The organism is Streptomyces sp. NPDC041068 (genome assembly GCF_040647455.1).
GTDB lineage: Bacteria > Actinomycetota > Actinomycetes > Streptomycetales > Streptomycetaceae > Streptomyces.
In genome coordinates this window covers 229,125-244,346 of record NZ_JBEZCG010000015.1, presented here as the reverse complement: position 1 = coordinate 244,346, position 15,222 = coordinate 229,125, and the positions used below count along the sequence as shown (strand labels likewise).

The 15,222-nt window shown below is 72.5% G+C and carries 11 protein-coding genes; 5 read left to right on the top strand and 6 right to left on the bottom strand.

Annotated features, from left to right (window positions below; all coding sequences use genetic code 11):
• Positions 1-18 precede the first annotated feature (18 nt).
• Complete coding sequence (locus AB0B50_RS32020; protein WP_362339289.1) at positions 19-1,374, top strand: FHA domain-containing protein; 1,356 nt, start codon at positions 19-21, stop codon at positions 1,372-1,374.
• Positions 1,375-1,402: 28 nt separating this feature from the next.
• On the opposite strand, the gene AB0B50_RS32015 is transcribed toward AB0B50_RS32020, so the two are convergent.
• Entirely contained in the window at positions 1,403-2,362 is a 960-nt protein-coding gene (locus tag AB0B50_RS32015) for a methyltransferase domain-containing protein (protein WP_362339288.1), read from the bottom strand.
• Positions 2,363-2,560: 198 nt separating this feature from the next.
• On the opposite strand from AB0B50_RS32015, the gene AB0B50_RS32010 reads away from it, so the two are divergent.
• The 4 genes from AB0B50_RS32010 to AB0B50_RS31995 all read left to right on the top strand — a co-directional run bounded on the left by AB0B50_RS32010 (position 2,561) and on the right by AB0B50_RS31995 (position 9,821).
• Positions 2,561-2,974 carry a globin gene (locus tag AB0B50_RS32010; protein WP_362339287.1) on the top strand — a complete coding sequence of 138 codons (414 nt, stop codon included), beginning with the start codon at positions 2,561-2,563 and terminating at the stop codon, positions 2,972-2,974.
• A 121-nt stretch (positions 2,975-3,095) separates the two neighbouring features.
• A complete protein-coding gene (locus AB0B50_RS32005) occupies positions 3,096-5,984 on the top strand; it encodes an FtsX-like permease family protein (protein ID WP_362339286.1) in 2,889 nt (962 codons plus the stop codon).
• Between the two features lies 1 nt (position 5,985).
• Positions 5,986-8,841, top strand: coding sequence for an ABC transporter permease (locus tag AB0B50_RS32000; RefSeq protein ID WP_362339285.1), 2,856 nt, complete (start codon positions 5,986-5,988; stop codon positions 8,839-8,841).
• The gene (locus AB0B50_RS31995; protein WP_362339284.1) at positions 8,838-9,821 is read left to right on the top strand and encodes an ABC transporter ATP-binding protein; all 984 of its coding nucleotides are present in this window, start codon (positions 8,838-8,840) and stop codon (positions 9,819-9,821) included. The genes AB0B50_RS32000 and AB0B50_RS31995 overlap by 4 nt, the downstream gene beginning before the upstream one ends.
• A gap of 113 nt (positions 9,822-9,934) precedes the next feature.
• Here the strand turns inward: AB0B50_RS31995 and AB0B50_RS31990 are convergent, their stop codons facing one another.
• The 5 genes from AB0B50_RS31990 to AB0B50_RS31970 all read right to left on the bottom strand — a co-directional run bounded on the left by AB0B50_RS31990 (position 9,935) and on the right by AB0B50_RS31970 (position 15,196).
• On the bottom strand, positions 9,935-10,624 hold the full coding sequence (locus tag AB0B50_RS31990) for a hypothetical protein (protein WP_362339283.1): 690 nt from the start codon (positions 10,622-10,624) through the stop codon (positions 9,935-9,937).
• Positions 10,621-11,055, bottom strand: coding sequence for a thioesterase family protein (locus AB0B50_RS31985; protein ID WP_362339282.1), 435 nt, complete (start codon positions 11,053-11,055; stop codon positions 10,621-10,623). The genes AB0B50_RS31990 and AB0B50_RS31985 overlap by 4 nt, the downstream gene beginning before the upstream one ends.
• Before the next feature lie 7 nt (positions 11,056-11,062).
• Complete coding sequence (ettA, locus tag AB0B50_RS31980; RefSeq protein WP_362339281.1) at positions 11,063-12,727, bottom strand: energy-dependent translational throttle protein EttA; 1,665 nt, start codon at positions 12,725-12,727, stop codon at positions 11,063-11,065.
• Positions 12,728-13,053: 326 nt separating this feature from the next.
• Positions 13,054-14,451 (bottom strand): Cys-Gln thioester bond-forming surface protein, encoded by a 1,398-nt coding sequence (locus tag AB0B50_RS31975; protein WP_362339280.1) that lies wholly within the window; start codon positions 14,449-14,451, stop codon positions 13,054-13,056.
• Positions 14,452-14,776: 325 nt separating this feature from the next.
• Complete coding sequence (locus AB0B50_RS31970; RefSeq protein ID WP_362339279.1) at positions 14,777-15,196, bottom strand: single-stranded DNA-binding protein; 420 nt, start codon at positions 15,194-15,196, stop codon at positions 14,777-14,779.
• Positions 15,197-15,222 lie beyond the last annotated feature (26 nt).

The window sequence follows — 15,222 nt, the reverse complement described above, 5'->3', positions numbered from 1 at the left end:
AGAGGGGGAAGCGCCGACATGCCGACCTGCCCGAACGGACACCAGTCGGGTTCCGACGACTGGTGCGAGGTCTGCGGTCACCGCATGGCCGGTGCCGTACCGCCGCCGCCCCCGCCGCCCCCCGCGGCCGGGTACGGCTATCCCCCGCCCCCGCCCGGCCAGGACCCGGGCTTCCCGCAGCCCGCACCGGGCCGCCCGCATCTGGCCGCCGTGCCGGACCCGTCGCCCGAGGGCGAGCTCTGCCCGCAGTGCCGCACGCCCCGCGAGGCGAACGCGCCGTTCTGCGAGGAGTGCCGCTGGAACTTCCTCACGAACACCGCGACCTCGTACACCCCGGCCGCGCCGAACCCGCCGATCGCGGGCACGCGCGGCGGCCCCGGGGCGCCTCCGCCGCACCCCGGCCAGCAGTTCCAGCAGCAGCCGCCGCCCGGTGGCGCTCCGGGACGTCCTGGCGGTCCCGGCCAGGATCCGTACGAGTACCAGGGCTCGCGCCCCTCGCAGATGAACCGCCCGGCCGAGCCGATCCCGCCGTTCGGCAACGGCGGGCCGCAGGGTCCGGGTCAGCACGGTCCTGGCCAGCCCGGCCAGCAGGGTCCCGGTCAGCCCGGCCCGCAGGGTTCCGGTCAGCCCGGCCCCGGCCAGGTCCCGCCCGGCCCCCCGCAGGCGTTCCAGCAGCCGGGTCCGCCCGCGCCGCCCGCGTTCCCGCAGGAGACGGGTGGCCCGCAGGGTCCGCCCCCGCCGCCGCCCGGCCCCGGTGGCCCGTCCTTCGGCGGTGGCGGTGACGACTGGGTGATCTCGCCGCCCTCGGCCCCGGCCCAGCAGGACCCGTTCCCGCAGGGACCGCCTCCGTCGCAGGACCAGTTCCAGCAGGGACCGCCCCCGTCACAGGACCAGTTCCAGCAGGGACCGCCCGCGCCGCAGGACCCCTTCCAGCAGGGACCGCCGCAGCCCCAGGCCCCGCAGGGTCCCGGCACGTGGACGGCGACGATCGGTCCCGACCGCGAGTACTTCATGGCGATGATGCAGCGCAGCGGCCCCGAGGCGTCGGGCCTGAACCTGCCCGCGTACTCGCCCGAGCAGCAGCGCCCACTCACCGGCAACCAGATCAGCATCGGCCGCCGGCGCCACTCCACGGGCGACACCCCGGACATCGACCTGTCGGTGCCGCCGGAGGACCCGGGCGTCTCGCACCAGCACGCTGTCCTGGTCCAGCAGCCGGACGGCAGCTGGGCGGTCGTCGACCAGAACTCCACCAACGGCACCACGGTCAACGGCGGCGAGGAACCCATCCAGCCGTTCGTCCCCGTCCCGCTCCAGGACGGCGACCAGGTACACGTGGGCGCCTGGACGACGATCACGATCCGCCGCGACTGAACCCCGTCGACGCGGGCGACGCGGGCGGTCACAGCGGCCAGACGTACGGCCCTTCGGGGTCGTCCAGCCAGGCCCACTCGTACCGCCCGCTCACGGTGACCCCGAAGCGCTCGCGCACCGGCCGCCCCTCGCGCTGCCACAGCGCGAGCGCTTCGTGCGGATCGAGGCTGCCCGCCGTCAGCTCCAGAAGGAAGCGGAAGAGCTCGCTCTGTAGGACCTTCCTCGGCAGCCCTCCGACGTGCTGCTCCAGCGGGCTCCTGGCGCTGCCGCCGCGCAGCGGCACGAAATAGGCGGGCGTGTGCAGGAAGCGCCCCTCGGCGTGCTCGGCGTCCCGCACGGTCAGCGCGATCAGGCCGGTGGCCAGCGGCGCGAGGATCCGGGCTCCCGGGCTGCACTGGGCGAGCCAGGCCCGTGGCACCGACTTCAGGGTGCAGGTGGCGATGATCCGGTCGTAGGGCGCACGCTCGGCGCAGCCGGCCGCTCCGTCGCCGGTCACCACGGCGGGGCGGTATCCGGCGGCCGCCAGGTGCCGCCGCGCGGACTCCGTGATCTCCGGGTCCAGGTCGACGGTCGTGACGTGGTCGTCGCCGAGCCGGTGGGCGAGCAGCGCCGCGTTGTATCCGGTGCCCGCGCCGATCTCCAGGACGCGGTCCGTCTCCCGTACGTCCAGTTCGTCGAGCATCTTCGCCATCAGGGACGGCTGGCTGCTGGACGACAGGAGCTCCCCGTCGCGCACGCGGGTGGCCAGCGGCGCGTCCGTGTAGGCCCCGCGCAGCCACCGGGTGCGGCGTGCGGGGTCGGGGTCCTCGCCCCACAGCCGCTCGTACCCGCCGCCGACGCCCACGTAGTAGTACGGCACGAACAGGTGCCGCGGCACGGCCTCGAACGCCGCCCGCCAGGCGGGGTCGCCCTGCCGGGCACCGCTCGCCTCGATCTCTCGCACGAGGGCGGCACGGGCCTCGGCGACGAGTGCAGGGTCGGGTTCCATGTGTCCACTGTGCTGCGCCGTCGCCGCCGATGCGAGTGGCGGAACGGGGTCATCCGCCGGGAAGATCCACCGGTGGATCCACCGGAAGATCCGCCGGAAGATCCGCCGGAAGATCCGCCGGAAGATCCACCGGGCGGATCACCTGCGAGATCCTCGGGAGTCCTAAGCCTTCCGTACTCGGCCGCCCCGTCTGAGACCATGGAACGTGTGAAAGAGATCCCACACGGCACGCTTCAGGAGCAGACCTTCTACGAACAGGTCGGCGGCGAGGAGACCTTCCGGCGCCTGGTGCACCTCTTCTATCAGGGGGTCGCGGAGGACCCGCTGCTCCGGCCCATGTACCCGGAGGAGGACCTGGGCCCCGCAGAGGAGCGCCTCGCGCTCTTCCTGATGCAGTACTGGGGCGGTCCGCGCACCTACAGCGACAACCGCGGCCACCCGCGCCTGCGCATGCGGCACGCGCCGTTCACGGTCGACAGGGCCGCGCACGACGCCTGGCTGAAGCACATGCGCACGGCGGTCGACCAGCTCGGCCTCTCCGAGGAGCACGAGCGGACGCTGTGGAACTACCTGACGTACGCGGCGGCGTCGATGGTGAACTCCGAAGGCTGACGCCCGTCGCCCTCCGTGCCCGTTCCCTGACAAGTTCACCCCTTCCGCAACCGCCTGCCCTCTGAAAGCATCCGAACAGACTGCCGGGGGGCGGACAGGCACAGGCACGGGGGTCCACGGAGTGACGGGGTTCGTTCTACTGCGCGTGCGCGCCCATCGGCTGCTGCTCGCCGCCGCGCTCCTCGCCGTCCTGCTCACCACGGCGGTCCTCGCCACGCTCACCGCGTTCTCCGGCGCGATCGGCGATGCATCGCTGCGGCACACCCTGCGCACCCGGTCCGCCGACCCGGCCGCCCTCGTCGTACGCAGCCAAGTCCCGCCCGGCGAGGGCGAGTCCGCGGAGCGCGCCGTGCGCGAAGGCGCCCGGCGCACCTTCGACGGGCTGCCGGTGCGGCTGAACTCCCTGGTCCGCTCGGGGACGTACGCATTACCGGGCGCACACCGGGGCGAACAGCCCGACCTCACCCGCTTCGCCTCCCTCGACCGCTCCAGGATCCGCCTCACCAAGGGCAGTTGGCCGAGCGGCGGCACGGCGGCGGGCGCCGCCGGAAGCGCCCGCGGTGCCATCGAGGTCGCGCTGCCCGAGACCGCCGCGGCCAAGCTGGGACTCGGCCCCGGATCGCCCCCGCTCCCCCTCACCGACCGCCTCTCGGGCCCGAAGGTCACCGTCCGCGTGACCGGCGTCTACCGCCCCGCCGACCCCGCAGACCCGTACTGGCGCCTGGACGAGCTGGGCGGGCGCGGTATGCGCATGGGCGTCTTCATGACGTACGGGCCACTCCTCGTCGACCGGTCCGTCCTCGCCGGAAAGCGGGTCACGGCGGACGGCACGCAGTGGCTGGCCACCGCCGACTTCCGCACCGTCACCACGGACCGCGTGGACGCGCTGCGCGCCGCGGCCGCGAAGGGCCCCGACGCGCTCGTCGAGAACCCCGACCTGGGCGGCAGTCCGAGCGCGACGACCGCGCTGCCCGACGTCCTCGACCGGGCCGAGCGCGCGCTCCTCGTGTCCCGCTCCACCCTGCTGATCGTCGCCCTGCAGCTGATCATGCTCTCCGCGTACGCCCTGCTCCTGGTCGCCCGGCTGCTCTCCGCCGAGCGCGGCGGCGAGACCGAGCTGCTCCTGGCGCGCGGCGGCGCACGGGGCCGGATCGCCTGGCTCGCCGCCGTGGAGGCGCTGCTGCTCGCACTGCCCGCCGCTGTCCTCGCGCCGCTGCTCGCGGGCCCGTTGACGGGGCTGCTCGCCGGGCAGGGGCCCCTCGCGCGGACGGGGCTCCAACTCCAGGTGACGGCGGGCGGCGCCGTGTGGTCGGCCGCCGCGGTCACCGCGCTGAGCTGCGCGCTGGCGGTGGTCGCGCCCGTGCTCTCGGCCACGGCGGGCGTCCGCCGCTCCGTACGGGCACGCGCCCTGCCCACGCCGCTGCGGGCGGGCGCGGACGTGGGCCTCCTTGTGATCGCCGCCGTCGCGTACTGGCAGCTGGACAGCCGGACTTCGGGCTCGGGCGCGCTCAGCGACGACCGCTCCGGCAAGCTCGGCATCGACCTGCTGCTGGTGGCCGCGCCCGCTCTCGCGCTGCTCGCCGGGACCGTGGTGACGCTGCGGCTGCTGCCGCCCGTGGCCAAGGTCGCGGAGCGACGCGCGGCGAAGGGACGCGGTCTGCCGGGGGCACTCGCGGGCTGGCATCTCAGTCGGCGGCCTTCCCCAAGCTCTCCACTCCGTTCGAGCAGGGGATACCCCATCAGCGGCGCGGGCCCCGTGCTGCTGCTCGTCCTTGCCGTGGCGATGGGCATGCTGGCCATCGGGCAGGGCGCGTCCTGGGACCGTTCGCAGGAGGACCAGGCGGACTTCCGGGCGGGCGCCGATGTCCGGGTACTCGGCAGCCGCGTGCCGGAGTCCGCGCAGGGCAAGGTCTTCGCGGCGCTGCCCGGGGTGCGCGAGGCCGCGCCCGCCGCCCGCTTCCCCATGGACCTCTCCGACAACCGGCAGGCGACCGTGCTCGCCCTGGACACGGCGCGCGCCGCGCCCGGGATGCTGACCCGCGAGGACAGCGGGGACCGCGCGGAGATCGCGAAGGCCATGGCGCCGAACAAGGCCTCGCGGGAAGGGAGTTCGCCGCTTCGAGCCGTCGTGACGGACGCGTTCCTGCGGGCCGCCGGGGCGAAGGTGGGCGCGAGCGTCGACGTGCCGACCGGCAGCGGGACGCTGGAGGTGCGCGTCGTGAAGGCGGTGCGGGAGCTGCCGACGACCGGGCCCTCCGACGACGCGTCGGGCGGACCTGCCGAAGGATCGGCCGGGGGCGCGTCGCTCTCCTCCGGCTCCTCCGGCTCCTCCGGCTCTTCCGGCTCTTCCGGCTCCTCCGATGGCGGTTACGGCGGTTCCGTCCTGCTGGACCTGGCCGCCGTGAACGCCCGCCTCGCCGCGGCCGACGAGGAGCCGCTGCCCCCTTCGGAATGGTGGCTCACCTCGCGACCCGGTGCCGCCGCCGAGACGGCCGCCGCGCTGCGCGCCCGCCCCGACATCGACCCCGAACAGGTCCTCGTACGCGATGAGATCGCCCGTGAGCTGCGCGACGACCCGCTCGGCGCGGGCCCGCAGTCGGCGCTGCTCGCCGTCGCGGCGGCCGCCGCCGCGCTGGCCGCCGTCGGCTTCGCGGTGAGCGCGGCGGGGTCGCTGCGCGAACGCTCCGCCGAGTTCGCGGTGCTGCGCGCGCTCGGCGCCCCGCGCCGCCAACTGGCCCGGCTCATCGCGGCGGAACAGGGCTTCCTGCTCGGCCTCGCCCTGCTGGTCGGCCTCGGGCTCGGCGCGGTCCTGACCCGAGCCGTGGTCCCCCTGATCGTCCTCACCGGCGGGGCGACACAGCCGGTGCCCACGGTCCTGGTGCGGCTGCCGGTCGCGCACATGGCGGCCCTGCTCACCGGCGTGGCCGCCGTCCCGCTCCTGATCATCACGGCCCTCTCGCTGCGCCGCGGCGACCCGAAGGTCACGCTGCGCCACGAAGGGGGCAACTGACATGCGCCGGAGCCCTGTTGCCCCCGTTGCCCCCGTTGCCCCCTGGGTCCGCACCCGACTGCGCGCCGCTCCGCTCACCGCGGGGGCGCTCGCCCTGCTCGTCGCCGTGACCGCCTTCCTCGCCGCCCTCTTCCCGCGCGCCGTCGACGCGTACGAGAACGAGGGCGTGCGCACCGCCGTCACCGAAGCGGGCCCCGCCCGCAGCGGCATCCAACTGTCCGCACCCGCCGGGGGATTGGACAAGGAGCAGCGCGAACGCGACGCCGCGCTGCGCCCCGCCCCCCTGCGCGAGCAGTACGGGAAGATCCTCGCCGTCCTGCCCGCGCCGATCCGCATCGACGCAGGGCAGTCGACGCACGGCGCGCAGACCGTCAAGTCCCCGATCGGCACGGATGACTGGCTGCCCCGACTCGACCCCATCGACCCGGAGTTCACGCTCGCCGCCCAGGCCGGCGTCGACGACCACGCGCGCGTGCGGGAGGGGCGGCTGCCCCGCGGCAAGGGCGTCACGTCGGACAGCCGCCGCGTCGAGGCCGCCGTCACCGCGGACACCGCGCGCGTGATGCGGATCGAGGTCGGCAAGGACGTCCACCTCACGAACCCCGAAACCGGCGACGCCCTCACCGTCCGCGTCACCGGCGTCCTCGACCCCCTGCGGCCCAAGGGCGCCTACTGGTCGACGGACTCCGTCCTGCGCACCCCCGACAAGATCCTCGCGCCGGGCCCGGCCCCACAGCTCAAGCGCTGGCACGCCGCGCTGCTCATCGCGCCCGACGCGGCCCCGGTCCTGCCCGCGATCGACCGCGCCCCGCAGCGGTACTGGCACATCGCACCCGACCCCGGCGAGCTCACCGCCCGCGATCTGCCGGCGCTCAAGAGCAGGATCGCCTCGCTCGAAAAGGGGCCGCTGCTCAGCGAGTTGCGCTCCTTCACCGACCGGAACACCCTGGCCTCCACCGACCTCGACAAGGTCCTGACCGAGCACGCCGGGCTGCGGGACGCCGTCGCGCCGGTCGTCGCCGTCGCCGCGTACGGCGTGGGCGGGGTCGCGGCCGTCGTCCTCCTGATGACCTGCGCACTGAGCGCCGCGCGGCGCCACGACGAGCTGGCGCTGCTTCGCTCGCGCGGCGGCTCCGTGCGCGGCATCGCGGGGCGGCTGCTCGCCGAGAGCTCGGTGGTCGCGGTGCCCGCGGCGGGCGTCGGCCTGCTGGTCGCGGTCCTCGCCGTGCCGCACGCGCGCGCGTGGCCCTCGGGGGTGGCGGCGGCCGCGGTGTGCGTCCTGGCGTGCGCGGCCCTACCGGTGCGGGCGGTGTTCACGCACCGCAGGCCCCGCGCTCACCAGGGCCGCGGCGACCTCGTGACGGCGCGGCCCTCGCGGCGGCGGACGGTGGCCGAAATGGTCCTCGTCGTCCTCGCGGTGGGCGCGGTGGTGTCGCTGCGCAGGCGGGGCACGGACGGCGGGGGTTCGTCGGGCGTGGGCGCGGGTGGCTCCGGCTCCGCCTCCGGCGGCTCGGTGGACTGGCTGGTCAGCGCCGCTCCCGCGCTCGTCGGAGGCATCGCGACGCTCCTCCTCGTACGCCTGTATCCGCTGCCCCTGCGGCTGTTCGCGCGGCCTTTCGCGCGGCGACGGGGTGCCCTCGGGTTCCTCTCGATGGCGAGCGCGGGCCGCGCCTCGGCCGCTCAAGTGCTGCCGCTGCTCGGCCTGTTGCTGGCACTGACGACGGCGGCGTTCGGAGGTTCGGTCCTGGCCGGCGTGCAGGAAGCCCGTGACCGCACGGCGCTCCTCGCGGTGGGCGCGGACGCCCTCGTGACGCGGGACGGCGGCGCGTTGCCCGCGTCCCTGGCCGACGAGGTGCGCCGGGCCTCCGGGGTGCGCGAGGTGGCGGCGGTCCACATCGACTGGAACCTCTCGCTGCCGGACGGCACGACGATTCCGCTGATCGCCGTCGATCCGGATACGTACGCGCGCCTGAGCGAGGCGACGGGGCTGGGGGTGCTGGATGCGGGGGCCTTGTCGGCGGCGGAGGGGAACAGGGCGAAGGAGGTCGTCCCCGCCATCGCCACGCCTGACGTCGCCCGCCGCCTCGGCAAGGCCGCGCACACCTTCCGTACCCCCTCGGGCAGCTTCACGGCGAAGGTCGCCGCGACCCGGAGCACGACGCCCGCATTCCCCACGCAGGGCGCCTTCCTGCTGATCGACCGGGGCGCGCTGCCGACGGCGAAGGACACATCGCTGCTGGTGACGGGGGGCGGGGTCACGCGCGCGGGAATCGAGGAGGCGGCAGGCGGAAAGGAAGGAAAAGCGAGAAAGGCAGGAAAGGCAGGAAAGGCGGGAAAGGTCCCGCCCTCTCTCGACATCCGCCTGCGGTCCGCACAGAGGGCCGCGCTCATCGACTCGCCCCTGCAGTCCGGCGCCGAGCGCGTCTACACGGCCGCCGTCGCCGCAGGCGCCGGATACGCCGCGCTCGCGGTCCTGCTCTCCCTCCTGCAGTCCGCACCCCAGCGTGCCGCGCTCCTCGCCCGCCTTCGCACCATGGGCCTGAGCGCGCGCCAGGGCCGACTGCTGCTCGCCCTGGAGTCCCTGCCGCAGGCACTGCTCGCGGCGGGCGGCGGCGCCCTGGTGGGCTGGGCGTCGGTCGGGCTGCTCGCGGACGGCCTCGATCTGCGCCGCATCGCCCTGGCCGCGCGCGGCGGCCTCACCGATCTGGGCGCGATCACGCTGCGCGCCGATCCGTGGTCCCTGCTGCTGCCCGCCGCGGGCGTCGTCGCGCTGACCGCCGCGGTGGCGTTCACGCAGTCCTGGTGGACCACGCGCCGCACGCCCGCCGCCGACCTGAGAACGGGAGACAACCGATGACAAGCACCGGCACGAACACCGAAGCCACCGCGCCGCCCCCGTCCCTCGCCGACCTGGAGGCACGGGCGACGGCCCACCGCGACCGCCCCGCGTACGGCCATGACGCGCTGATCACCTGCGACCGCCTGGTCCGCGTCTTCGCGGCGGACGGCATCGAGGTGCAGGCGCTCCAGGGCCTCGATCTCCTGGTCCGCGAGGGCGAGTTGATGGCACTGGTCGGCGCGTCAGGCAGCGGCAAGTCGACGCTGATGAACATCCTCGCGGGCCTGGACGAGCCGACGGCGGGCGCGGCACGCGTGGCGGGCCACAGCCTCCTCGCGATGAGCGCGAAGGAACGGCTGCGCTACCGCAGGGACGTGGTCGGCTTCGTATGGCAACAGACGGCACGGAACCTGCTCCCGTACCTGACGGCAGCTCAAAATGTCGCGCTACCGATGCAATTGAACGGCAGCCGCACGCGCAAACGCACCCAGAAGTCCGAACGCGCCCTGAAGCTCCTGGAGTTGCTGGAGGTCTCGGACTGCCGCGACCGCCGCCCGCACCAGATGTCCGGCGGCCAGCAGCAGCGCGTCGCCATCGCGGTGGCCCTCGCCAACGACCCCTCGGTCCTGCTCGCCGACGAGCCCACGGGCGAGCTGGACTCACACACCGGGGAACAGATCTTCGCGGCGTTCCGCACCGCGAACGAGGAGCTCGGCACCACGATCGTCATCGTCACCCACGACCAGGCGGTCGCCTCCGAGGTCCGGCGCACGGTCGCCATCCGCGACGGGCGCACCTCGACGGAGGTCCTGCGCCACACGGAGGTCGACGCGTCGACGGGCCAGGAGTCCCTGATCTCCCGCGAATACGCGATGCTCGACCGAGCGGGCCGCCTCCAACTCCCCACGGAGTACACGGAGTCCCTGAACATGAGGGACAGGGTGGCGCTGGAACTGGTGCAGGACCACATAGCGGTATGGCCGGACGAATCAAACTAGCCCGCTGTCCCGTTGTGGGCCTGCGTTCCGCAGGGCGAGCGGGGTCTCCCCCGCTCGAACGAAGCCGAGAGCTTGCGGAAGGGCGGGCACAACCCGAAGCTTCCGGGCACCGATCAAGCGGGCGTGACCGTGAGCCCGCCCACCCCGGCCCGCCGCACCGCAACAGACCCATAAGCCGTACGCACCCGAAGCCACGCCCCCGAGGACAGCAAGGTCAGACCGTCCCCCCGCAAGAACCCCAGAGACTGCGCCGCATGCACGGCCCGCACAGGCACCCCCGTACCCCCGATGGACCGGGACCAGATCTCCCGCCCCACCCGATCGAGCTCGGCCCGAACTCTCGACTCCGGCGCCAACTCCTCGACCCGCGCCTTGAATTCGGCAACGGCAGCAGCCACGAGTTCCCGAACCGCGTCCATTCCCGGCAGCCCCGGCTCGACGACCCGCCACCCACCCCGCGGCGGCAGCACTCCGGCCCAGGGCGGCCCGGTAACGGCCTGCGGCACCGCGGCAACCCCCCGCGTCTCCACGGCCTCCACCGACTCCCCCACCGACTCCAGGAACTCACCGGCGGAGACGGTGACGTCGAGCGTGGTGTCGAGCCCGTGCTCGAACGGCTTGGCGAGCCGCGCCGTCCGCACGGCCAACACCTCGAACGACGGCGGCCGCCCGAACACGGCGAGCGTGTCCCCGGCGGCCTGCAGCCGCACGGCGGCTGCCTTGTCGTAGTGGATCAGCCGTGCCAGGAAGGCGGCGAGGTCCGTCGCCTCCCCGGCATCGGCGAAGTGCAGCCGCGCGGTCATGCGGCAAGCGCCCCCGCACCGTCGGCGTCGTCCAGGTACTCCTCCAGGACGGCCCGCTCCTCGGCGGTGATCCGCCGAGGCCGCTGCGCCTCCAGGTTGAAGGGCACGACGACCGTGGAGGCCCGTACGTAGACCTGCTCGGGGTCCTTGACCTCGTACGAGATCGTGAGCGAGGCCGCGCCTATCTTCGTCACCCACGACTCGATGGTGACCGGCTCGTGCCGGTGCACCAACGGCCGTACGTAGTCGATCTCGTGACGGGCCACGACGGACCCGCCCGAGAACGAGGGGCTTCCGTCACCCGGCGCGATGCGGAACATGAAGTCGATCCGCGCCTCTTCCAAGTACCGCAGGAAGACGGCGTTGTTGACGTGCCCGAAGGCGTCCATGTCCGACCACCGCATGGGGCAGCTGTAGATATGCCGACTCATATGGGTGTCAGCCCCGGGTGAGCTTCTTGTAGGTGGCACGGTGCGGACGGGCCGCGTCCGGGCCGAGGCGCTCGATCTTGTTCTTCTCGTACGCCTCGAAGTTGCCCTCGAACCAGAACCACTTGGAGTCGCCCTCGTACGCGAGGATGTGCGTGGCCACTCGGTCCAGGAACCAGCGGTCGTGGGAGACGACCACGGCCGCACCCGGGAACTCGAGCAGAGCGTTCTCGAGCGAAGACAGCGTCTCCACATCCAGGTCGTTGGTCGGCTCGTCGAGGAGCAGCAGGTTGCCGCCCTGCTTGAGGGTGAGCGCGAGGTTCAGACGGTTGCGCTCACCACCGGAGAGGACTCCGGCCGGCTTCTGCTGGTCCGGCCCCTTGAACCCGAAGGCGGACACATACGCGCGGCTCGGCATCTCGACCTGCCCGACGTTGATGTAGTCGAGCTCGTCCGAGACGACCGCCCAGAGGGTCTTCTTCGGATCGATGTTGGCGCGGCTCTGGTCGACGTAGGAGATCTTGACGGTGTCGCCGACCTTGATGCTGCCGGAGTCCGGCGTCTCGAGCCCCTGGATCATCTTGAACAGGGTGGTCTTACCGGCGCCGTTGGGACCGATGACACCGACAATGCCGTTCCGAGGCAGCGTGAAGCTCAGGTCATCGATCAAGACCTTCTCACCGAAGGCCTTCGACAGGTTCTCGACCTCGACGACGATGTTGCCCAGGCGCGGGCCCGGCGGGATCTGGATCTCCTCGAAGTCCAGCTTCCGCATCTTGTCCGCCTCGGCGGCCATCTCCTCGTAACGAGCAAGACGCGCCTTGGACTTGGCCTGCCGCCCCTTGGCGTTCGACCGAACCCACTCAAGTTCTTCCTTGAGCCGCTTCGCCCGCTTGGCGTCCTTCTGTCCCTCGACCTTGAGACGGGTCTGCTTGGTCTCGAGGTACGTGGAGTAGTTGCCCTCGTAGCCGATGGCGCGGCCGCGGTCGAGCTCCAGGATCCAGCCCGCGACGTTGTCGAGGAAGTACCGGTCGTGGGTCACGGCGACGACGGTGCCGGGGTACTTCGCGAGGTGCTGCTCCAGCCACTGCACGGACTCGGCGTCCAGGTGGTTGGTGGGCTCGTCGAGGAGCAGCAGGTCGGGCGCCTCGAGCAGCAGCTTGCAGAGCGCGACGCGGCGCTTCTCACCACCGGAGAGGTTGGTGACGGGCCAGTCGCCGGGCGGGCAGCCGAGCGCGTCCATGGCCTGCTCGAGCTGGGCGTCCAGGTCCCACGCGTTGGCGTGGTCCAGGTCCTCCTGGAGCTTGCCCATCTCCTCCATGAGCTCGTCGGAGTAGTCGGTGGCCATCAGCTCGGCGACTTCGTTGAAGCGCTTGAGCTTGCCCATGACCTCCTTGGCCCCGTCCTGCACGTTCTCCAGGACGGTCTTGGACTCGTCGAGCGGCGGCTCCTGAAGGAGCATGCCGACGGTGTACCCGGGCGACAGGAAGGCATCGCCGTTCGACGGCTGCTCGATCCCCGCCATGATCTTGAGCACCGTGGACTTACCGGCGCCGTTGGGGCCCACGACACCGATCTTCGCGCCAGGAAGGAAGCTCAAGGTGACATCGTCGAGGATCACCTTGTCGCCGTGCGCCTTGCGCGTCTTGCGCATGGTGTAGATGTACTCAGCCAAGAGAAACCGTCCGGCAATCAGTGAGTGGGCAGATACACCCCATCTTGCCGTACGGCCAGCCCCCGGAGGAAACCAGTATGGTCCGGGGCCCGCGACCTGGACGTTCCTCGACCGGATACGTAGTCGACGTGTCACCGGCTGTCGTTGCCGGCCATCGCCGAGCCACCTCGCACGCCCCGGGGACGGCCCGGCGGACGATCACGGACGACTTCTCCGCTCGTCACCCGTGACGGAGGCCCCCAGGCCGGGCAGCTCCGTGCCCGGGTCGAGGCTCCTCGGGCGGTAGCCACCCCATGACTACCGCCCGCTGTCCCTTCGCTCCGGGGCTACTCCTCGGTGGACCGTTCCGACGGCTCGGTCTTCCTGCGGAGGAAGAAGACCGTCGCCCCGCCGAGTGCGACGAAGGCCACCGCTATGCCGGCGATCAGTGGGGTGTTGCTGGAGCTGCCCGTTTCGGCCAGGTCCGCGCCGCCCGAGGTGCCGCCCGCCGTCGCGGGGCTCGGCTGGGTGGCCGGGTGGGCCTGGGTGTCGAGGCCGCTGCCCTCGGTGCGGCAGTCGAGGACGCCCTTGAAGCGCTTCTCGAAGCCGTTCGGTCCCTTGATCGTGAAGTCGTAGGGCTGGTCCTCCTGGAGCGGGATCGTCACGGTCTGTGACGCGCCCGCGCCGATGGTGTGCTCGAAGTCCATCAGCCGGAACGTGAACGGCTTGTCGCCCTTGTTGCTCGCGGTGATGTCCACGCCGTCCTTGGCGCAGCTCTTCTCCGCCGACAGGGCGGGAATCGCTCCCTTGTCCGCCCAGTTCGCCGTCGCCGTCGCCGACACCGTCGACTCGCTGGAGCCCGCGAGGATCTGCGTCTGGCTCCTGGTCTCCGAGGTGAAGGCCCGCCCGACGGGCACGGTGGTCGACGCCTGGACGGAGAGCGCGGCCGAGCCGTCGGGGGCGTCCTTCGGTACGTCGAAGTAGAGCCGGCTGCCGTTGCCCGCGGACTTCGCGGGCCTGCCCTTCTTATCGACGATCTTCACGCCGCTCGCCCTGGAGTCCACGGGCGGGGTCACCGTCACCGAGTCCGCGTCGGTCCGCACGGTGACCGGGCCGATCCGCTCCCCCGCGCGCCCGGACACGGCGGGCGGTTCGAGCGTCAGGGACGCCTTGGGCTCGGGGGTGTTGCGGGCGCTCTTGTACAGATAGTCGGCGAGCTTCTCGGCCTGCGGGTCGACGGCCTCGACCTCGACGTCGTCGGAGTACCGCCAGATCGCCACCTGGGTGCCGGCCGCGGCGGTCTGCTCGGTCAGGGACCGCGCGCCCGCCTTCTTCGCCAGCTCCGCGAGGTCGTTCACCTGCGGGTAGGAGTGCTGCAGGATCCAGCGGATTCTGCCCGCGTCACGATTGGCGTTCAGCGAGGTGCCGCTCCAGGGGGTCTCCTGGTACTTGGCGTCCTTCTGCGTGGGGTTGTGGACGTCGATGCAGTACGTCTTGAGGGTGCCGCCGCCTTCCACGGACATCTCGAAGAGTCCGGCGGGCACCTGCTGGGAGCTGCCGTTGTCACGGATCACGGCCTGGTCGTAGGTCTGCAACCCGCCCAGCGTCGCGGTCGCTCCGCCCCGGTGCTGCGGCACCTCTTCCGCCGCGGCCGCGCCCGCGGTGGCTATCGCGCCCGCCACCGCCAGTCCCGACGCCACCGTCACGGCGGCGAGACGGACGACGCCTCGGCTACGTATGGACAACGCAGAAAACACTGAATTCCCCTCCGGGCGGGACCCGTTCACAACGAGGGGGGTGGTCCCGCCAGCAGATTGAAAGGGGCAGGATCACCTGCCACGTGCATGGCATCACCTGCCAACTGCCCCGTGAGCTACGTCCGGCATCCTAAGGAAGCGGCACACCACGATCCCCGGTCATGCCATGCGATAACCGATCCGACTCGGAATCGTTATCCCCAACACCTGCTCCGAGCTGGGCATATCGACAAATCAACGTGATTCACGCGCCGTCCGGCGTCGATATGCCGCACATCGGTCGGGCCGGGTGGCGGCACCTGCTGACGGGGCGTCACCCCACCGGTTCCGGCTCCGCCTCCCGCGCGGCCTCCGGGCCCGTGAGCGACGAATCAGCCTTGAGTACGCGCCGGAACGCCGCCGTCCCCCGCGACAGATCGTGGCCGATCACCTGTGCGTCGATGTCCGCCGACGTCCAGTGCTGCCCGCCCCGCTCCTCGTCGCGCACCTTCAACTTCCCCTGCACGATGACCGGTTCGCCCACCGAGAGCGATCCCTGCACATTGCTGCCGAGGGAGCGCCTCGCCCACACCGTGAAGAAGTTGGTGTGGCCGTCGTTCCAGGTGTTCTTCACCGCGTCGAAGTACCGCGCCGTCACCGCGAGCCGGAACCGTGCGACCGGTCCCGACGGCAACTCCCGGTACACCGGCGTCGTCGCGACGTTCCCCACCACCGTCACCATCGTCTCGTTCATCTCCGAACCCCTCCCGCGCCTCGTCT